Source organism: Rhodococcoides sp. S146-33, from assembly GCF_059489205.1.
This window is the reverse complement of the sequence record NZ_JCAJWY010000008.1, coordinates 26,347-46,717: the sequence shown is the minus strand read 5'-3', so window position 1 is coordinate 46,717 and position 20,371 is coordinate 26,347. Positions and strand designations below refer to the sequence as shown.

At 64.7% G+C, this 20,371-nt stretch carries 17 protein-coding genes and 1 pseudogene; 14 read left to right on the top strand and 4 right to left on the bottom strand.

All coding sequences use genetic code 11. The annotated features are described in order from the left end of the window. Positions 1-35: 35 nt before the first annotated feature. On the bottom strand, positions 36-497 hold the full coding sequence (locus AC5WEY_RS23390; RefSeq protein WP_057476172.1) for a peroxiredoxin: 462 nt from the start codon (positions 495-497) through the stop codon (positions 36-38). A 56-nt stretch (positions 498-553) separates the two neighbouring features. Between AC5WEY_RS23390 and AC5WEY_RS23385 the strand changes: the two genes are divergently transcribed. The 12 genes and pseudogenes from AC5WEY_RS23385 to AC5WEY_RS23330 all read left to right on the top strand — a co-directional run bounded on the left by AC5WEY_RS23385 (position 554) and on the right by AC5WEY_RS23330 (position 17,170). After that, a complete protein-coding gene (locus AC5WEY_RS23385) occupies positions 554-2,122 on the top strand; it encodes an anthranilate synthase component I (RefSeq protein WP_057476173.1) in 1,569 nt (522 codons plus the stop codon). Next, positions 2,119-2,781 carry a TIGR02234 family membrane protein gene (locus AC5WEY_RS23380; protein ID WP_495647737.1) on the top strand — a complete coding sequence of 221 codons (663 nt, stop codon included), beginning with the start codon at positions 2,119-2,121 and terminating at the stop codon, positions 2,779-2,781. Before AC5WEY_RS23385 ends, AC5WEY_RS23380 begins: the two co-directional genes overlap by 4 nt. Positions 2,782-2,863: 82 nt before the next feature. Then, on the top strand, positions 2,864-3,673 hold the full coding sequence (trpC, locus tag AC5WEY_RS23375) for an indole-3-glycerol phosphate synthase TrpC (protein ID WP_057476175.1): 810 nt from the start codon (positions 2,864-2,866) through the stop codon (positions 3,671-3,673). Positions 3,674-3,822: 149 nt separating this feature from the next. After that, positions 3,823-5,094, top strand: coding sequence for a tryptophan synthase subunit beta (trpB, locus tag AC5WEY_RS23370; protein WP_057476254.1), 1,272 nt, complete (start codon positions 3,823-3,825; stop codon positions 5,092-5,094). Then, the gene (trpA, locus tag AC5WEY_RS23365) at positions 5,091-5,894 is read left to right on the top strand and encodes a tryptophan synthase subunit alpha (protein ID WP_495647736.1); all 804 of its coding nucleotides are present in this window, start codon (positions 5,091-5,093) and stop codon (positions 5,892-5,894) included. The genes trpB and trpA overlap by 4 nt, the downstream gene beginning before the upstream one ends. Then, positions 5,891-6,898, top strand: a complete 1,008-nt coding sequence (lgt, locus tag AC5WEY_RS23360; RefSeq protein ID WP_495647735.1) for a prolipoprotein diacylglyceryl transferase — start codon at positions 5,891-5,893, stop codon at positions 6,896-6,898. The genes trpA and lgt overlap by 4 nt, the downstream gene beginning before the upstream one ends. Beyond that, positions 6,891-7,733, top strand: a complete 843-nt coding sequence (locus AC5WEY_RS23355) for a TM2 domain-containing protein (protein ID WP_495647734.1) — start codon at positions 6,891-6,893, stop codon at positions 7,731-7,733. Before lgt ends, AC5WEY_RS23355 begins: the two co-directional genes overlap by 8 nt. 41 nt (positions 7,734-7,774) lie before the next feature. Continuing rightward, positions 7,775-8,353: pseudogene (locus AC5WEY_RS23350) on the top strand (TM2 domain-containing protein); the annotation flags it as partial. 267 nt (positions 8,354-8,620) lie between these two features. Further along, positions 8,621-13,204 carry a glutamate synthase large subunit gene (gltB, locus tag AC5WEY_RS23345; RefSeq protein WP_495647806.1) on the top strand — a complete coding sequence of 1,528 codons (4,584 nt, stop codon included), beginning with the start codon at positions 8,621-8,623 and terminating at the stop codon, positions 13,202-13,204. Beyond that, positions 13,197-14,702, top strand: coding sequence for a glutamate synthase subunit beta (locus tag AC5WEY_RS23340; protein ID WP_495647733.1), 1,506 nt, complete (start codon positions 13,197-13,199; stop codon positions 14,700-14,702). Before gltB ends, AC5WEY_RS23340 begins: the two co-directional genes overlap by 8 nt. A 122-nt stretch (positions 14,703-14,824) precedes the next feature. After that, positions 14,825-16,243 carry a pyruvate kinase gene (gene pyk, locus AC5WEY_RS23335; protein ID WP_080730620.1) on the top strand — a complete coding sequence of 473 codons (1,419 nt, stop codon included), beginning with the start codon at positions 14,825-14,827 and terminating at the stop codon, positions 16,241-16,243. Beyond that, on the top strand, positions 16,244-17,170 hold the full coding sequence (locus tag AC5WEY_RS23330; RefSeq protein WP_052065892.1) for an acyl-CoA thioesterase: 927 nt from the start codon (positions 16,244-16,246) through the stop codon (positions 17,168-17,170). Here AC5WEY_RS23330 and AC5WEY_RS23325 read toward each other — a convergent pair. Then, entirely contained in the window at positions 17,136-17,660 is a 525-nt protein-coding gene (locus AC5WEY_RS23325; RefSeq protein WP_057476181.1) for a DNA-deoxyinosine glycosylase, read from the bottom strand. The genes AC5WEY_RS23330 and AC5WEY_RS23325 overlap by 35 nt on opposite strands. A gap of 56 nt (positions 17,661-17,716) precedes the next feature. Between AC5WEY_RS23325 and AC5WEY_RS23320 the strand changes: the two genes are divergently transcribed. Continuing rightward, complete coding sequence (locus AC5WEY_RS23320; RefSeq protein ID WP_057476182.1) at positions 17,717-17,920, top strand: hypothetical protein; 204 nt, start codon at positions 17,717-17,719, stop codon at positions 17,918-17,920. Here the strand turns inward: AC5WEY_RS23320 and AC5WEY_RS23315 are convergent. Further along, positions 17,896-18,387 (bottom strand): anthrone oxygenase family protein, encoded by a 492-nt coding sequence (locus tag AC5WEY_RS23315; protein WP_495647732.1) that lies wholly within the window; start codon positions 18,385-18,387, stop codon positions 17,896-17,898. The genes AC5WEY_RS23320 and AC5WEY_RS23315 overlap by 25 nt on opposite strands. Further along, positions 18,384-19,265, bottom strand: a complete 882-nt coding sequence (locus AC5WEY_RS23310; RefSeq protein ID WP_495647731.1) for an NAD(P)H-binding protein — start codon at positions 19,263-19,265, stop codon at positions 18,384-18,386. The genes AC5WEY_RS23315 and AC5WEY_RS23310 overlap by 4 nt, the downstream gene beginning before the upstream one ends. 125 nt (positions 19,266-19,390) lie before the next feature. Here AC5WEY_RS23310 and AC5WEY_RS23305 point away from each other — a divergent pair, with 125 nt between their 5' ends. Beyond that, entirely contained in the window at positions 19,391-20,365 is a 975-nt protein-coding gene (locus AC5WEY_RS23305) for an AraC family transcriptional regulator (RefSeq protein ID WP_057476185.1), read from the top strand. Positions 20,366-20,371 lie beyond the last annotated feature (6 nt).

Genomic DNA, 20,371 nt, shown 5'->3' with positions numbered 1-20,371 from the left:
TCCCCCCACCCGAGGCATCACGTCCGACAGATGTTCTACGCGCGATGTGCGCGCAAGTACTCGAGCGCCTTGTCGGCGTGAGCCTCGAACCGTACTTCGCTCGAAAAGGTCTCGAGCACCTTCCGGTCGGTGCCGATGACGAACGTCGCCCGCTTGACCGGAGAGAGCTTGGCGAGCAGACCACGCTTGACGCCGAAGGCGGTGGCGACGGCACCGTCCTCGTCGGAGAGCAGGGGGTAGTCGAAAGACTTGGCCGCGGCGAACTCTGCCTGTTTGGCGACGGCATCGGCACTGATCCCGACTCGGGTGGCTCCGATCTCGGCGAACTCCGAGGCCAGGTCACGGAAGTGGCATGCCTCGGCAGTGCACCCGGGGGTGAAGGCGGCGGGGTAGAAGAACAGCACTATCGGACCGTTCGCCAGCAGCTCGGTCAGGGTTCGGGTCTGTCCGGTCTGGTCCGGTAGAGAAAAGTCGGGAACGAGTTCGCCTGGTTTCATGTTCGGCAGGTTACCGCGCGCGCCGACTCTCGTGCCGAACCTGGGAGGATGGAGGTATGCGCGGCGAGACGACCACCGACCCCAGTCCCACCTCCGGTACCGAGAACTCGGACTCGACCACTTCCCGTGAGGTGTTCCGGCAGCTCGCAGCAGAGCACCGAGTGGTTCCGGTGACACGAAAGGTGCTGGCCGACTCCGAGACTCCGCTGTCGGCGTACCGCAAGCTCGGCGCGGACCGGCCCGGCACCTTTCTGCTCGAATCGGCAGAGAACGGCCGTTCGTGGTCGAGGTGGTCGTTCATCGGTGCAGGCGCTCCGGCGTCGCTGACGGTCATCGACGGCGAGGCGGCCTGGCGCGGCAACGTTCCGGCTGGGGTACCCAGCGGCGGCGATCCACTCGAGGTCCTGGCGAGAACTCTCGAGCTGTTGCACTCGGAGCGGGTACCCGGGCTGCCCCCGTTGACCGGTGGCATGGTCGGCTACCTGGGTTACGACTCGGTGCGGCGCATCGAGAAGCTGCCCGAACATGCCCAGGACGACCTCGGTGTGCCCGAGCTGGTCATGCTTCTCGCGACCGATCTCGCGGCCGTCGATCACCACGAGGGTGCGATCACTCTCATTGCGAACGCTGTGAACTGGGACGGAACCGACGACAACGTCGACGAGGCCTACGACGACGCCGTGCGCCGTCTGGACCGCATGTGCGCCGACCTGTCGAAGCCTGCCGACTCGACGGTCTCCACCGTCTCCAAGCCTGCACCGCAGTTTCGTCGGCAGCGAACCTCGGAGGGATTCGGTGCCGACGTGGCCCGTTTGGTGGAGGAGATCGAAGCCGGTGAAGCGTTCCAGGTTGTCCTCTCGCAGCGCTTCGAGATGGATACCGAGGCGTCGCCGCTCGACGTCTACCGAATGCTGCGGGCATCCAACCCCAGCCCGTACATGTACCTGATGCATGTTCCGGGCGACAACGACGAGACTGCTTTCTCGATCGTCGGATCGAGCCCCGAGGCCTTGGTGACAGTGGTCGACGGGCTTGCCACCACACATCCGATCGCGGGCACGCGTTGGCGCGGTACCTCCGAGGAGGAGGACGTGCTGCTCGAGAAGGATCTACTCGCCGACGAGAAGGAGAATGCGGAACACCTGATGCTCGTGGATCTCGGTCGTAACGATCTGGGACGCGTCTGTGCCCCGGGCACGGTCCGGGTGAGCGACTACCGCCACATCGAGCGGTACAGCCACGTCATGCATCTGGTCTCGACGGTGACCGGCCGGCTGGCCGAGGGCAAGCGCGCGCTCGACGCGGTCAAGGCCTGCTTCCCGGCCGGGACGTTGTCGGGAGCCCCGAAAGTGCGTGCGATGGAACTGATCGACGAGCTGGAGCCGACCCGCCGCGGCATCTACGGCGGCATCGTGGGCTATCTCGATTTCGCGGGTGACGCCGACACCGCCATCTCGATTCGGACCGCTCTGATCAAGGACGGGACTGCCTATGTTCAGGCCGGGGCAGGGGTCGTGGCGGATTCGGTCGCGCAATACGAGGACGACGAGGCACGAAACAAGGCGATGGCCGTGCTGGGCGCAGTTGCGGCCGCTGAATCGCTGCGCGAGGTCGGTGGGCTATGACCGAGCGATCCGCTCGTCGTGCGTCGGCCGCTGTGCCGGTCGCTCTGCTGATCGTGGCCGCGGCGTGCCTGTGGGGCGCGTCGAGGATGACCTGGGTTCGGGTGACGTCTTCCGACGGTCTCGGGGAGAGTCGAACGGACGACCTTCTCGGTAGCACCTGGGCCGCTGCCACCACACCGCTCGCGCTGGTGCTGTTGGCGGCGGTGGCCGCGTCGTTCGCGGTGCGCGGGTGGGCCTCTCGGGTGTTGGCTCTGTTGATCGCGGTGGTGGCCGTGTCGGCCGCTGTTCCGGCCGTTCGACTGCTCACCGCCGGAGCATCCGACTCGGAGTCGGCGGCCCTTGCCGAACTCCCCGCCAGGGCTCAGGTCACGATGACGGAGGTGTCGATTCTCCCGGCGATCGTCACCTTGATCGGCGCGTTGTGCGCCCTTGCTGCGGCGGTGGTCTCGATTCGGAAAACGTCTGCCTCGCAGGTACTCTCGTCCAAGTACGCAGCCCCGGCGGTGCGTCGTGACGAGGTGGCTCGACGAGTTCGCACTTCCTCGTCCGACAGCGGCGTGCAGGACGAGGGCGAGGACCTCACCGAACGCATGATGTGGGACGCGCTGGACGCGGGCGAAGATCCTACCGACGAGTCCGGTACCCCGCGTTCGTCGTGATGAATCCGCCCTCTACGCTAGGTCCGACCCCGATGAGATTCCTCACATCGGAAGTCGACGCTCAGAAAGGACTGGGGGCACCATGACTGTTCTCGACTCGATTCTCGACGGCGTTCGGGCCGATGTGGCCGCACGTGAATCGGTGGTCGACTTCGCCGCCGTGAAGGCAGCAGCGAAGGCAGCCCCGGCACCCCTCGACGCCGCAGCCGCCCTTCGCGAGGACGGCATCGGCGTCATCGCCGAGGTCAAGCGTGCCAGCCCGTCCAAGGGCGCACTCGCCGACATCGGTGATCCCGCTGTTCTGGCTCGCGCCTACGAGCAGGGTGGGGCCCGGATCATCAGTGTTCTCACCGAGGAGCGGCGCTTCCATGGGTCTCTTGCAGACCTCGACGCCGTGCGTGCAGCGGTCTCGATTCCGGTGCTGCGCAAGGACTTCATCGTCGGCCCTTACCAAATCCACGAGGCCCGGGCCCACGGTGCCGACGTCATCCTGCTGATCGTCGCGGCGCTCGAGCAGGACGCGCTGACGTCGTTACTCGATCGCACCGAGTCGCTGGGTATGACCGCGCTGGTCGAGGTCCACACCGAAGCCGAGGCGGACCGTGCCCTCGAGGCCGGTGCCCGCGTCATCGGCATCAACGCACGCAACCTCAAGACACTCGAGATCGACCGCGACAGCTTTGGCCGAATCGCGCCCGGCCTGCCCAGCGAGATCATTCGCATCGCAGAGTCCGGTGTACGAGGAACTGCCGACCTGCTGGCCTACGCCGGTGCCGGAGCCGACGCCGTGCTCGTCGGCGAGGGCTTGGTCACTGCAGGCGATCCTCGGACGGCCGTCTCGGACCTGGTGACGGCGGGAACGCACCCGTCGTGCCCCAAGCCCGCACGCTGACCCTGCACGATTGACCTTGCACCACTGACTCCGGCACCAGACCCGAGCGCGGCGGCAGTCCGCCGTTGGGGCACACTGGACCGGTGAGCATCAGCAATTCTTCAGGCATCACGGACGCCCCCGAGGTAGTCCGTTTCAAGGGCGCTGATCTGCCGCAGAGCAGTATCGGCCTCACCGATCGCAGCGCGCACGAGCCTGATGTCGGTGGTCACTTCGGTGTGTACGGCGGAAGATTCGTCCCCGAGGCCCTGATGGGTGTGATCGAGGAAGTCACCGCCGAGTACGAGAAAGTGCGCAGCGACAACGAGTTCCTCGGTGAGCTCGATCGGCTGCAGCGCGACTACACCGGCCGACCCTCGCCGGTCTTCGAGGCGACCCGGTTGTCCGAGCACGCCGGCGGCGCTCGAATTCTGCTCAAGCGGGAAGACTTGAACCACACCGGTTCTCACAAGATCAACAACGTTCTCGGACAGGTTCTGCTCGCGAAGCGAATGGGCAAGACTCGCGTCATTGCAGAGACCGGTGCCGGTCAACACGGCGTCGCAACCGCCACCGCCTGTGCCCTCATGGGGCTCGAGTGCGTCGTGTACATGGGCGAGGTCGACACCGAGCGCCAAGCACTCAACGTCGCTCGGATGCGTCTGCTCGGATCGAGCGTCGTGGCCGTCAAGTCGGGATCGCGCACCCTCAAGGACGCCATCAACGAGGCGCTGCGCGATTGGGTCACCAACGCGGACAACACGTATTACTGCTTCGGTACCGTCGCCGGACCGCATCCGTTTCCGGTCATGGTTCGCGACTTCCAGCGCATCATCGGCCTCGAGGCGCGGCAGCAGGTGCTCGCCTCCACGGGCAGGCTGCCCGACGCCATCGCCGCGTGCGTCGGCGGTGGGTCCAACGCCATCGGGATCTTCCACGCCTTCATCGACGACGCCGACGTTCGGCTGATCGGTTTCGAGGCGGCGGGTGACGGCGTCGAGACCGGTCGCCACGCTGCGACCATCAGTGGCGGTACTCCGGGTGCGCTGCACGGTGCGTACTCCTACCTCCTGCAGGACGAAGACGGCCAGACCGTCGACTCGCACTCCATCTCAGCGGGACTGGATTACCCGGGTGTCGGTCCTGAGCATTCCTACCTGCACGACATCGGGCGGGCCGAATACCGGGGAATCACCGACACCGAAGCGATGAACGCCTTCAAGATGCTGTGTCGTACCGAGGGCATCATTCCCGCCATCGAGTCCTCGCATGCCATTGCCGGCGCATTGACGCTCGGCAAGGAACTCGGCGAGGGCGCGATCATTCTGGTCAATCTGTCCGGACGCGGAGACAAGGACGTCGACACCGCCGCCGAATGGTTCGGTCTGATCGACGGGGACGGCGAACCGAACGTGGACGACGAAGTGGGTATCAAGCCATGAGCAACAACGACTCTCGCCTTGCGGGTACCTTCGCGCAGTGCCGCGCCGAGGGGCGCGCAGCGCTCGTCGGGTATCTGCCCGCTGGCTTTCCGACCGTGCCGCGCTCGGTCGAGGTGTTCAAGACGATGGTCGACGCAGGATGCGACATCGTCGAGGTAGGCATCCCGTACTCCGATCCGGTGATGGACGGCCCCACGATTCAGGCCGCAGCGGATGTGGCCTTGAAAGCCGGTGCCCGAGTCAAGGACGTGTTCACCGTCACCGAGCAGGTTGCTGCCGCAGGTGGAAAAGCGGTGGTCATGACGTATTGGAACTTGGTACTCAAGTACGGCATCGAGAACTTTGCCCGCGATCTCGCCGGTGCGGGTGGACTCGGAATCATCACCCCCGATCTCATTCCGGACGAGGCCAAGGAATGGATCGAGGTGTCCGACAGCTACGGACTGGACCGCATTTTCCTCGTTGCCCCGTCGTCCACCGAGGAACGGCTGGTCAGCACCGTCGAAGCCAGCAGTGGCTTCGTCTACGCCGCCTCGACGATGGGCGTGACCGGTGCCCGCGATGCGGTGTCCTCGATGGCCCCCGCGTTGTCGGCTCGTATCCGTGAGCACTCCGACATCCCCATCGGTGTCGGCCTCGGTGTTCGCTCGGGCGCCCAGGCCGCCGAGATCGCGCGCTACGCCGATGCCGTCATCGTCGGATCGGCGTTGGTCAGTGCCGTGGACAACGGACTCGACGCGGTGCGTGACCTGACGACGGAACTCGCCGAGGGTGTCCGTTCCGCTAACGTAGCGTCGTGACTTCGACCGAGATCCTGGCCTACATTCCCAGCCCCGCGCAGGGGGTCTGGCACGTCGGACCGCTCGCTCTGCGGGCTTACGCCCTGTTCATCATCATCGGAATCGTCGTGTCGGTGGTGTGGGGCGATCGCCGGTGGGTCGCGCGGGGTGGAACGAAGGGCACCGTTCTCGACGTCGCTGTCTGGGCCGTCCCGTTCGGTCTGCTCGGCGGCCGTCTCTATCACGTGGCAACGGACTGGAAGACGTACTTCGGTCCCGGCGGAAATCCGATCGAGGCGCTGTACGTCTGGAACGGCGGTCTCGGAATTTGGGGAGCGGTGTTCCTCGGCGGAGTCGGTGCTTGGATCGCCTGCCGTCGACGAGGGATCCCCTTGCCTGCATTCGGTGATGCCGTGGGGCCACCGATTCTGCTGGCCCAGGCAATCGGCCGCATCGGCAACTACTTCAACCAAGAACTGTACGGTCGCGCAACCACGCAGCCATGGGGTCTGGAAATCTACGAGCGAGTCGACTCGAACGGTCGACTGGATCCTTTGAACGGCGTGTCGACGGGGTTCGTGGAGAAGGTCGTCCACCCGACGTTCCTCTACGAGTTGCTGTGGAGCCTCGCAATCGTCGCCCTGCTGGTGCTCATCGACCGCAAGTACGTGATCGGCCACGGACGACTGTTCGCTTTGTACGTCGCCGGATACTGCGCCGGACGATTCTGGGTGGAACTCATGCGTGACGATTTCGCGACGAAGATCGCGGGAATTCGCATCAACACCTTCACGTCCGCCATCATCTTCGTGCTGGCGATCGCCTATTTCGTGATCGCCACCAAAGGTCGCGAAGACCCCGCGACCCTGAAATCGAACGACGACGTGGACGGCGGGGCGGACGCCGCATCCGACGATGCCTCAGGCGACCCGGACGAAGCCGACGTGAACGACCGAACTACCGAAGACCGGGACGTGCAGACGTCCGAGAAGAAAGCCGAGGAAGAAGGCAGTACACGTGGTTGATTTCGACAAGACCCACGGCCCCGAATCCGGTTCCGGCACCGGGGATTCCAGCGACGGTGACGTCAACCCGACCGCGTCGTTCGGCACTCCGTTCGACTACGATGCCACCGCAGAGGCCTCGCTCTCGGAGCCGCCCGCCACCTCGGAGTCCGCGCCGTCGCACGGTCCGACCGGACCCACAGGGCCGGGCTGGGATACGTACTCGGGGATCGGAAACGGCCCGGGTTGGTCCAGCACACCGAGCTACCCCGCCCCGAGCCCGGACGGCAGTGTCGACAATCCGGTCGGGGGATTTCCGCCGCCGCAGAACTACCCACCCCAAAACTATCCACCCCAGAACTACCCGCAGCAGGGGTTCGGCCCGCCCCAGAACTACTCACAGCAAGGGTTCGGTCAACCGCAGGGCTATCCGCAGCAGGCTTACCCGCAACAGGGGTACGGCCAGCAACAGGCTTACCCGCAACAGGGGTACGGCCAGTCGCAGGCTTTCGGCTGGCCTTCGGGCTACCCGGGCGGCCACCCGTTCGGTGCAGGCCCCGACGCGCCGTACGGTCGTGATCCGGTCACCGGCGAGCCGTTGTCGGACAAGTCCAAGATCGTCGGCGGCCTGTTGCAGATATTTCTCGGTTGGTTGGGTGTCGGTCGGTTCTACCTGGGCAGTATCGGAATCGGTGTCGCACAATTACTCCTGTTCTTTTCCGGTGTTCTGCTCACCGCAGTGTTCGGCCTCGGGCTGATTCTGTTGTTCGGGCTTTTCGTCTGGCACATCGTCGACGGCGTCCTCATTTTGGTGGGCAATGTAACGGACACTCAGGGACGAAAACTGAGAGACTGAGCCCTCGTTCGCACCGCATCTGCGTAAGGGAGCCCGAAGTGAGTGACTCAGGTACATCGTCGTCCGACGGATCACCGGGCGACTCATCCGGTTCGACAGAACCGACAATTTCGTTCGAGAAGGGCACCCCCACCGGATCGGGCCCTGTCTACGGCGCACCCGACCCCAACTACACGACCCCGAACTACGGTGCCTCGAATCCCGGTGCCGCCGATCAGGGCCAGCAGTTCGGACCTCCGCCCGGTAGCGGTTATCCACCGCCCGTAGATGGTTCGGGTCAATACTTCGCGCCACCCCCGCCCTACGCGGGTGGTCAGTACGGAGGGCCGCAGTACGGGAGCGGGCCCGGCTTCATGGACCCGATGGCTCCGTACGGCCGTCACCCGGTCACCGGGGAACCCTTCTCCGACAAGCAGAAGTTGACCGCGGGCTTGCTCAACATCCTGCTGGGCGCATTCGGTGCCGGGCGTTTCTATCTCAATCAGCCGGGCATTGCAGTCGCCCAGATTGCCGTCACGTGGCTCACCTGCGGTATCGGTGGCATCTGGCCGCTGATCGACGGGATCATGATGCTTACCGGCAGCGTGCGCGACGAGCACGGTCGACCGCTCCGCGACTGACGGTCCTTTCGTCGGCCACCGGCATTCGCGATTGCAGCGTTGCGAATTTCAGCTGCTACGATTTCGCCATCCGGGAGCAATCTCGGATTCTTTCGCGGGCCAGGGCTGTCCCGGTGAATTCCCGACAGGCGTTTCTGTTTCGGCTCGTCCGACCGTTCCGGTCGTCACGGGTCGATTTGCCGGCGGGGTTGCCGAGATTCACGGCGCAGCGGTCGATGACACTGCACCGCCCTCACGCACCCACCGGCCTACGTGGAGGTGATCGTGGTGCTGTTCTCTCGGATGCCTGCGGAGCAGGGTCTGTACGACCCGAGCTCGGAGAAGGATTCCTGCGGCGTGGCGATGATCGCCGACATCGCGGGACGACGCTCCCATTCCATCGTGGCCGACGGCGTGCTGGCACTGGAGAATCTGGAACATCGCGGCGCTGCCGGGGCCGAACCCAACAGCGGCGACGGCGCGGGCATTCTGATCCAGCTCCCCGTCGAACTGCTCGTCTCTCTTGCGCCGTTCGATCTGCCTGCGCCCGGAGCCGACGGTGACAATACTTTTGCGGCCGGCGTGTGTTTTCTGCCGCAGGGCATCCGGGAGCGTGCGCTCGCCGTCGAGCGCGTCGAATCCGTTGCGACCGAGAAAGGTTTGGGCATCCTGGGTTGGGTGCCGGTCGAGGTCGATCCCGATCGGGCCGACGTGGGAGTCACCGCTCTGGGCTGCATGCCGTACATGAGCTACCTCTTCGTCACCGCACCCGAGGTCGATGGCGCGCGCCCGGCGGGTCTCGCACTCGATCGGCTGGTCTACGCACTACGCAAGCGTTCCGAACGGGTCACCCCCGAGATCGAGGCCGAGGGCTCGGGACTGTTCTTTCCGTCGCTGTCCTCGCGCACCATCGTCTACAAGGGCATGCTCACCACGATGCAGTTGCCGCTCTACTTTCCGGAGTTGCGGAACCCGTTGTGCACGAGTGCAATTGCCATCGTCCACAGTCGATTTTCGACCAACACGTTTCCGTCGTGGCCGCTGGCGCACCCGCATCGCTACGTGGCCCACAACGGTGAGATCAACACCGTCAAGGGCAACCGAAACCGAATGCGGGCCCGGGAAGCGCTGCTCTCGAGCGACCTGATCCCCGGTGACCTCGAGCGGTTGTTCCCGATCTGCAATCCCGATGCGTCGGACTCGGTGTCCTTGGACGAGGTGCTCGAACTGCTGCACCTCGGTGGACGCAGTGTTCCGCATGTGGTGATGATGATGGTGCCGGAGCCGTGGGAGAACCACCGCACGATGGATCCGCGAGTGCGGGCGTTCTATCAGTTCCATTCGTCGATGATGGAGGCCTGGGACGGCCCGGCTTGTGTGACGTTCACCGACGGCAGCTACGTCGGGGCCGTGCTCGATCGCAACGGGCTTCGCCCCGGTCGCTGGTGGCAGACGGCCGACGGTCGCGTGATCCTCGCCAGCGAGGCCGGCGTGCTCGATGTGCCGCAATCCGAGGTCGTCGCCAAGGGCCGACTCGAGCCGGGCAAGATGTTCCTGATCGACACCGTCGCCGGACGATTGGTACCCGACGAGGAGATCAAGCTCCAACTGGCCACCGAACATCCGTATCAGGAGTGGCTGCATGCCGGACTGCTCGAGATCAAGAGCCTGCCCGAGCGCGCGCACATTCAGTACAACCACGACTCCGTGGTGCGCAGGCAGGTCGCGTTCGGTTACACCGAGGAAGACCTGCGCGTCGTACTGACGCCGATGGCCGCATCCGGGGGAGAGCCACTGGGGTCCATGGGCACCGACACCCCTGCGGCAGTCATGTCGCAGCGCTCGCGTCAGCTCTACGACTACTTCATCGAGCTGTTCGCCCAGGTCACCAACCCGCCGCTGGATTCGATCCGGGAGGAGATCGTGACCTCGCTCGCGCGGGTGATGGGTCCCGAGCAGAACCTGCTCGAGCCCACCGCGGCGTCGTGCAGGCAGATCGTGTTGCCGTGGCCGGTGCTCGACAACGACGAGTTGAACAAGATCATCCACATCAACGACGACGGCGACCATCCCGGATTGTCGGCCACGGTGTTGCGTGGCCTGTACGAAGTCGAGCGCGGCGGCGAAGGTCTCGCCGAGGCCCTCGAGGAACTGCGTGCTCGGGCATCGGAGGCCATCGCTGCCGGTTACCGGACGCTGATCATCTCCGATCGCGACTCGGACCACACGCGGGCTCCGATTCCGTCGTTGCTGGCCACCTCGGCGGTTCACCATCATCTGGTGCGCACGAAGGAGCGCACCAAGATCGCGCTCGTCGTCGAATCGGGAGACGCACGCGAGGTGCATCACCTGGCGTTGCTGATCGGATTCGGCGCCGCCGCGGTCAACCCGTATCTGGCGATGGAGTCGATCGAGGATCTCGTCGGCGAGGGTGAGCTGACCGGCGTCGAACCGACGATCGCGGTACGGAACTATCTGTACGGTCTCGGCAAGGGTGTGCTCAAGGTGATGTCGAAGATGGGCATCTCGACCGTCGGATCGTACACCGGCGCACAGGTTTTCGAGGCGGTCGGTCTCGATCGCGAAGTGGTGCGCGAGTACTTCAAGGGCACGGTCAGCAAACTCGGCGGCGTCGGCCTGGACGTGCTCGCCGAGGAGGTCAAGCTGCGCCACCGTCGGGCCTACCCCGAGAACCCCACCGACCGTGTTCATCGTCGGTTGGAGATCGGCGGCGAGTACCAGTTCCGGCGCGAAGGCGAGCTGCACCTGTTCACGCCCGAGACAGTGTTCCTGTTGCAGCACGCGACCCGCACCGGACGATACGACGTGTTCCAGAAGTACACCGACGAGGTGGACCGGCTCGCCCGTGAAGGCGGTGCCCTGCGCGGTCTCTTCGAGTTCAAGGACGGTGTGCGGCCGCCGGTTCCGCTCGACGAAGTGGAGTCGGTCGAATCGATCGTGACGCGGTTCAACACCGGTGCGATGAGCTACGGATCCATCTCCGCCGAAGCGCACGAGACGATGGCCGTGGCGATGAACAACCTCGGCGGCCGGTCCAACTCGGGTGAGGGCGGTGAGGACGTCGACCGCCTCTACGACCCGAAGCGCCGCAGTGCCGTCAAGCAGGTGGCCAGTGGTCGCTTCGGGGTGACCAGCGACTACCTGGTCAACGCCACCGATATTCAGATCAAGATGGCGCAGGGAGCCAAGCCGGGCGAGGGTGGTCAGTTGCCCGGGTACAAGGTGTATCCGTGGGTGGCGAAGACGCGACATTCGACGCCGGGCGTCGGCTTGATCTCGCCGCCCCCGCACCACGACATCTATTCGATCGAGGATCTTGCGCAGCTGATCCACGACCTCAAGAACGCCAACGAGAATGCACGTGTGCACGTCAAGCTCGTCAGTTCCGTCGGCGTCGGCACGGTGGCGACCGGTGTCAGCAAGGCGCACGCCGACGTCGTCCTCATCTCGGGATACGACGGCGGAACCGGGGCCGCACCGTTGACCTCGCTCAAGCATGCCGGCGCTCCGTGGGAGATCGGCCTGGCCGACGCTCAGCAGACGCTGGTGCTCAACGGCCTGCGTGACCGCATCACCGTGCAATGCGACGGTGGAATGCGCACCGGTCGCGACGTCATCGTCGCGGCACTTCTCGGTGCGGAGGAATTCGGATTCTCGACGGCCCCGCTCATCGTGGCGGGATGCATCATGATGCGCGTCTGCCACCTCGATACGTGCCCGGTCGGGGTCGCGACCCAGAACCCGGAGCTGCGCAAGCGGTTCACCGGGAAGCCGGAGTTTCTCGAGGATTTCTTCAAGTTCATCGCCGAGGACGTGCGAAAGTACCTCGCGCAGCTCGGTTTCCGCAGTATCGACGAAGCAGTAGGCCACGCCGACGTGCTCGAGACAGCGGCAGGCGTCGCACACTGGAAGAGCAAGGGTCTGGATCTGGCTCCGATCTTCGCGATGCCCGTCGACCGACACGGTGCCCCGATGTCGCAACGTCGACGCCTCCGCGGGCAAGACCACGGTCTCGATCTCGCGCTGGATCGGACGCTGATCCAGTTGGCCGAGGGAGCGCTGGAGGACGCGCATCCGGTCAAGCTCGAGCTGCCGGTACGTAACGTCAACCGCACTGTCGGAACGCTGCTGGGGTCCGAGGTCACCCGACGCTACGGCGCGGGTGGACTCCCGGACGACACCATTCGCATTGCGTTCACCGGATCGGCGGGGCAGTCGCTCGGTGCGTTCCTGCCGCCGGGTATCACGATCGATCTGGTCGGTGACGCGAACGACTATGTCGGCAAGGGACTATCGGGTGGTCGCATCGTCGTGCGCCCCGCCGATGATGCGCCCTTCGTCGCCGAGGACAACGTGATCGCCGGCAACACCATTCTGTACGGCGCCACCTCGGGCGAGGTGTACCTGCGGGGCAAGGCAGGGGAGCGTTTCGCGGTTCGTAACTCCGGGGCGGTCGCGGTGAACGAGGGCGTGGGTGACCACGCGTTCGAGTACATGACCGGTGGCCGGGTCGTCGTGCTGGGCCCGACCGGTCGCAACATGGCCGCGGGAATGTCCGGCGGTATCGCGTTCGTCCTCGGTCTCGATCCGGCCGACGTGAACATGGCGATGGTCGAACTGCAGATCCCCAACCCGGACGATCTGGTGTGGCTGCGCGAGACCGTCGAGAATCACCAGCGCTGGACCGGGTCCACTGTCGCGACCTCGTTGCTGGCCGACTGGCCACGCCGGTCTGCGCTGTTCACCAAAGTCATGCCCGTCGACTACCAGCGGGTGCTGGAAGCGACTCGAATGGCGCGTGCCGAGGGGCGCGACGTCGATGCTGCGATCATGGAGGCTGCACGTGGCTGATCCACAGGGATTTCTCAAAGTCGTCAAGCGCGAGGCAGTCAAGCGTCCGATCGGCGAGCGCGTCAAGGACTGGAACGAAGTGTATTCGCACCAGCCGACGAGCGAACGGGCCGCGGAGGTCTCGGATCAAGCACGTCGTTGCATGGACTGCGGAATTCCGTTCTGCCACTCCGGAACTGCAGGCTGTCCGCTGGGTAATTTGATTCCCGAGTGGAACGATCTGGTTCGTCGTGACCGCTGGGACGCGGCGAGTGACCGACTGCACGCGACCAACAACTTCCCGGAATTCACCGGTCGGGTGTGCCCGGCACCGTGTGAATCAGCCTGTGTGCTTTCGATTTCGGAGGCGGCCACCGGCGGTAGCGTCACGATCAAGCGGGTCGAGCAGACCATCGCGGATCTGGCCTGGGAAGAGGGCAGCATCGTTCCGCAACCGCCGACGATCATCACCGGTAAGCGAGTCGCCGTCGTGGGATCCGGTCCTGCGGGATTGGCTGCAGCACAACAGCTCACCCGAGCAGGGCACGACGTCACGGTGTACGAGCGGGACGACCGCCTCGGCGGTCTGCTCCGGTACGGCATCCCCGAGTTCAAGCTCGAGAAGTCGGTGCTGGATCAGCGTCTGATGCAGATGCGGGCCGAGGGAACGCATTTCGTGACCGACTGCGAGGTGGGCATCGACTTCACCGTCGAGCAGCTCCGCGAATCTTTCGATGCCGTCGTCCTCGCCGTGGGCGCCCTGCGGGCCCGCGACAACACCGAGGTGATCGGTCGCGAACTGGACGGTATCCACCTCGCGATGGAACACCTGGTGCCATCGAACAAGGAGTGTGAGGGCGACGGTCCCACGTCGATCTCGGCCGCGGACAAGCATGTGGTGATCATCGGCGGCGGCGACACCGGGGCCGACTGCCTGGGCACGGCACACCGCCAAGGTGCCGCGTCCGTCACTCAGCTCGATTACAACCCCGCCCTGCCCGGGGCTCGCGACGACAGTTTGTCGCCGTGGCCGTCGTGGCCGTTGGTGCTACGCACCTCACCTGCGCACGCCGAGGGCGGCGTCGTGCGTCACCAGGTGGCCGTGCAGCGATTCCTCGGCGACGAGCGCGGGCACGTGCGTGCGATGGTGCTGGCCGAGGTGGAGGTGCAGCGTGACGCGGACGGTCGACGCGTCGTCACGCCGATCGGTGAAGAGGTGGAACTGCCCTGTGATCTGGCGCTGTTCGCCATCGGTTTCGAGGGCGTCGAGCATGGTCCGCTGCTCGACGAGTACGGTCTCGCGCTCACCAAGCGTGGTGCGTTGTCGTGTGGTCCCGACTGGCAGACCACCGCGCCGGGGGTGTTCGTCTGCGGAGATGCGCATCGAGGTGCGTCGTTGGTCGTGTGGGCGATCGCAGAGGGACGGTCGGCGGCTCATGGAGTCGACGCTTTCCTTACCGGGCACTCGGAATTGCCGTCTCCGGTACACCCCACGGCACTACCTCTCGCTGTGGTGTGACGCTCGTCTCTGAACCGGTGCAGACCCTCCCAGCAGCGGGGTAGTGAGGCTACCGATCGGTAGTATCCGACTGGGAACGTCTGCGATAGAGAACGGGGCGTCCAGCGGCTAGGCTCGCCTTCGTGAGCCGACGTACGAAGATTGTCTGCACCCTTGGACCCGCAACCGCAACCACAGAGCGAATCCGTGAACTCGTAGAGAGTGGAATGGATGTCGCACGACTGAACTTCAGCCACGGTGATCACCCCGATCACCAGGCCAACTACGAGAGGGTCCGCGCAGCGTCGGACGCCACCGGCAAAGCCGTGGGCATTCTGGCCGACCTGCAGGGTCCGAAGATTCGTCTCGGCCGCTTCGCCGAGGGCTCGACCACCTGGGCCAGCGGTGAGCTGATCCGCATCACCGTCGAGGAGTGCGAAGGCACCCACGACCGGGTGTCGACCACCTATAAGGAACTGGCTCAGGACGCCAAGGAAGGCGACCGCCTCCTCGTCGACGACGGCAAGGTCGGCCTCGTGGTCACCGGCGTCGAAGGCAACGATGTGCTGTGCCGTGTCACCGAAGGTGGACCGGTCAGCAACAACAAGGGCGTCTCCCTGCCCGGCATGGACGTATCGGTTCCGGCCATGAGCGAGAAGGACATCGCGGACCTCGAATTCGCACTCGCTCTGGGATGCGACTTCATTGCGCTGTCGTTCGTTCGCTCGCCCGCGGACGTCGAGCTCGTGCACGCCGTGATGGATCGTGTCGGCCGCCGAGTTCCCGTCATCGCCAAGCTGGAGAAGCCCGAAGCTGTCGACAACCTCGAAGCCATCGTGCTCGCGTTCGACGCGATCATGGTCGCCCGCGGTGACCTCGGCGTCGAGTTGCCGCTCGAGCAGGTTCCGCTGGTTCAGAAGCGCGCCATTCAGATCGCTCGCGCCAACGCGAAGCCCGTCATCGTTGCGACCCAGATGCTCGAATCGATGATCGAGAATTCCCGTCCGACGCGCGCCGAGGCCTCCGACGTCGCCAATGCGGTACTCGACGGCACCGACGCGGTCATGCTGTCCGGGGAGACCTCGGTCGGCAAGTACGTCATGGAGACGGTGCGGACCATGGCCCGCATCGTCGAGACCGTCGAGACCGAGGGCGACAGCGTTCCGCCGCTGACACACGTCCCGCGCACCAAGCGTGGCGTGATCTCCTATGCCGCCCGCGATATCGGCGAGCGGTTGGACGCCAAGGCTCTCGTCGCCTTCACCCAGTCGGGTGACACCGTTCGACGGTTGGCCCGTCTGCACACCAAGCTTCCCCTGCTCGCGTTCACCTCTATCTCCGAGGTGCGCAGCCAGCTGTCGCTGAGCTGGGGCACCGAGACGTTCCTGGTCCCCGACGTGGGGTCCACGGACGCGATGGTCAAAGAGGTCGACAAGGCGCTGCTCGAACTCGGTCGGTACAACAAGGGCGATCAGGTCGTGATCGTGGCCGGTGCCCCTCCCGGCACAGTAGGCTCGACCAACTTGATCCATGTGCACCGAATCGGAGAAGAGGACCGGTAAGTGGTCGAAGCGGGGGGAACCGGCGTCAGCGAAAGCGCGCCGAGCAGTACAGCGGTGAAGACCGATCTCGAGACGCTCCTCGATCTCCTCGCACTGGAGGAGATCGAGGAGGACGTGTTCGTCGGCGTTCACCCCGAACAGGTGGGGAGCCGTACGTTCGGGGGACAACTGGTCGCTCAGGGCCTGATCGCGGCGGGCCGCACCGTGTCCGGCACATCGAGGGACGTTCATGCGATCAACGCTCACTTCATTCGCGGGGGTGACGTCAAGAAGCCCATCGAATACCGGGTCTCGCGTCAGCGCGACGGCCGCGCCTTCGCCAATCGGCAGGTGACTGCCGTTCAGGACGGCAACGAGCTGTTCGTCATGCTCGCGGCATTCCAGGATTTCGGAAAAGGCCTGGAACACAGCGTCGAGGTTCCCGAGGTTCCGTACCCCGACGCGCTACCACCCCTGGGCGATCATTTCGTCGGGTACGAGGATCGACTGCAGATGTTCGTCGATGCTCTCAAGCCGATCGACATGCGCTATGCGAACGATCCGGCCTGGATCATGCACGGCACCGGTGAGAAGCTCAATCACAATCGAGTCTGGATGAAGGCCGACGGTGATCTGCCCGACGCCTCGATCTTTCACGCCGCGACCATGGGCTACGCGTCGGACACCACCGTGCTGGATTCGATCATCACCACACACGGTCTGTCATGGGGACTCGATCGGATCGTCGCCGCTACAGTGAACCACTCCATTTGGTTCCACCGCCCGTTCAGGTTCGACGAGTGGGCTCTCTACGCCACCGAATCACCCGTGGCCGCCGGCTCGCGTGGCCTGGCCACCGGCCGTTTCTTCTCGATGGACGGCCAATTGCTGGCAACCGTCGTGCAGGAAGGCCTCATTCGTCATTTTCCGAAGCGGGTCCGCGACTGAACGCGCGCGCCCAGGTTCGAGTCTTGGCTGCAAGATCCAGCGAGGCGTGCGCCGGACTGGTCGAGGGCAACCGGGTGAATTCGATGCGGGGGAGAAGCAGTCCCGTCGCCACGTGACGTCGGTAGCTCTCGGCCGCCTTGGCTCCGTTGAAGAACACCCTGTCGATATTCGGCTGTTGCGCGAACAGTGTCTCGAAATCATTTGCAACGATCGATGATTCGACAATTGCCGAGTCGAGACTGCCCGCGCGGGTGCACAGTTTCAGTACATCCCAGACGGCAATCCGGTGGTCTCGGAGACGCACTGTGCGTGCGTCGTACGGGACTTCGGGTCCGGCACCGAACAGCGTTCCCATGATCGGCCAGAACGCATTTCGCGGATGTGCGTAGTACTGCTGAGCCGCCAGCGACGCGACGCCGGGCATGGAGCCCAGAATCAAGGTGGTTGCGCCCGGTCCGACGATCGGCTCGAAACTGTGCACAACGTTCATGGCGCGATTGAAGCAAATCCCCGCGGGGGTGCCGGACGTGGGACCACAATGGAGAGATGTTGGATCCACGTGTACTCGACAACAACGAACTCGAAGCCGAACTCGCCGCACTGCGCCGGGGGCGTGACGCGGCGATGGACGAAGGTGCCAGGAACGTCTCGACCGCCGACACCGATCACCTGATCGCGCGGTTCGAGGAAGAAATTCGCAAGCGACACCAGGATTCGGTGTCGGATCAGCCCAGTACCGATCTGCCCTGACCCAGGATCAGCACGGCGCATGCGGCAGTCGCAGCAACCGTCCTGACGTTGTTCCACAGGACCCACTTCGTGCTGAAGTCCTCCCATGCCGCAGCCCCGGCCGCTGTTGTCGAATCGGCGGCGGCCAGCGCGTTGTTCAATGGCACGTTCAGCAAGACCGTCACCGCGAAGCAGCCCACCACGTACAAGACGGCACCGGTGATGATCAGTGCCGAACGGCTGCCGTTGGTGAACGGACTCAGCACAGCGGCCACCACGCAGGACAATGCGGTGCCCGTGAACAGGATCAGAAACAGCGGATTGAGAATTGCCGCATTGGCGCTCTGCATCGAGGAGATCGCGACCGGAACCGGAAGGCTATTCAGTCCGGGAAGCACGCTGATCGAGAAGGCAAGCAGCACACCTGCCATCAATGCGGATCCGATGGCACCGACAAGTGTTGTTGCGGAGGCTATTCGGTCGATCATGACACCGCTGCCGGTGCCGAGATCGAGTCCGCGAATTCCTCGAAGGAGGTCTCGGTGCTGTTCTCCGGTGACCGGCGAACGTCTCGGGTCAGTTCTTCAGCGTTGAATGCCCTGGTCATGTCGACGTACAACTGCGCATACGATCTCGAGAATCCGATAGAGACGAGCATGTCTGCCATGGCCTCGTACGACAGGCACTCGTAACGGGCCGCTGTGACTTCGAGTCGGTCGCCCAAAACTTTCGTGGCCTCGGTGTAGCTGATGTCTCGCTGGCCCAGCAGCACCTGAGTGCGGACACCGTCCCCGGGTGAATCGGTCAGTGCCCGCACGGCGGCGTCGGCGATGTCCGAGGTGGCGATCATCGGAATCGGTAGGTGCGGGTCCACAGAATCGACGTGCACGCCACCGGTCGTCAGCTGCTCGACCGCCGGAAGCAGGTTCTCGAAGAACGACACAGGACGCAGCAGGTGCAGGCTCCGATCGGTCAATGTCCGTAGGCGCTCCTCCTGTTCGGCGAGGCAGCCGATGACGCCGGGCGCGTCGTGTCGATCGGCACCGAGGCTGCTCAGTGCCACGATCTTCTCGACTTGGGACACGCGGAGGGCATCGACGATCGAAGTACCCCAAGATGCCTGCTCGGCTTCGAAGTCCTCGGCGTAGGGATTGCTCGGCAGCATCACGAATACGGCCTCGCTGCCCGCGAAGGATGTGGCCAGCTCGGGCGTCAGGTTCGCTGCGATGGTGTCCGCGCCACCGGCCGCCAGTGCGCCCAGTCGTTCGGTGTTCCGGCCGATTGCGCGAACCTGCTCGCCTGCCTTCAGCAGTGTTCCGGCGACGCGATATCCAACCTGACCGGTCGCTCCCAGAATCGTGATCACGATGGTGTTCCTTCCGTTCGGCTCGTGTTGTTACTCCATCCACTCTGGACGTTCAAAGATGGATGAACAATGCTCGATCAGCTCGAAAAGATGTCCAATCGTCTACTTTGTGGGACGATCGATCAATGCGAGGACTCGACCCGTGGAAGTCGCCCGATCCACTCGGAGAAGCGCTGCACTTTCTGCGCATGACCGGATCCTTCTACTGCAGGTCCGAGCTGTCCGGGTCCTGGGGCATGGAGCTACCGGCGATGGAGGACGCGCTCTGGTTCCACACCGTCGTCAGCGGTCGATGCCGGTTGTCTGTGCCCGGCACCCCCACTCGCGATCTCGTTCCCGGTGACTTCGCACTGGTGCCGCACGGCCGCGGGCACGTGCTCGCCAGCGATGACGATGCAGCCTCGAGTGCGCCTGTCGTTTACGACCTTCCACACGACTACGTCAGTGATCGATACGCAGTCATCCGAAGCGGCAGCGGGGACGCGAGCGCGACGCTCATGTGCGGCGCAGTGCGACTGGATCATCCGGCGGCGCAGCAACTCATCGGTGTGTTGCCTGCGCTGGTCGTGATCGATGCGGATTCGGGCCCACGGCAGTCGCGGATGCAATCGCTGTTGGCAATGGTTGCCGACGAGGCGACCTCGCTGGAGCCCGGGGGAGAAGCGGTCATCACCAGACTGTCCGACGTGTTGGTGATTCAGGCTCTGCGGTCGTGGATGGCCGACGACGAGCGGGCACGGTCCGGTTGGCTCGGCGCACTCGCGGATTCTCGGATCGGGGTCGCGCTCGCCCTCATTCATCGAAACCCGGACGCGCAGTGGACGGTTGCCGCACTGGCTACCGAGGTGAACATGTCTCGTTCGGCGTTCTCTGCGCGATTCACCGAGCTGGTGGGTGAATCGGTGATGCGCTACCTGTCGATGTGGCGGATGCAGATTGCTCACGACTGTCTCAGGTCGGGCGATGTCTCGGTGGCCGAACTGGCTCGGCGGAGCGGATATCTGTCCGAGGCGGCGTTCGGAAAGGCATTCAAACGCGAAACCGGAGTCTCCCCGGGGAGCGTGCGTCGTCGGCAGGAGGTCTCGCTGACTGCAGGCTGACCGACA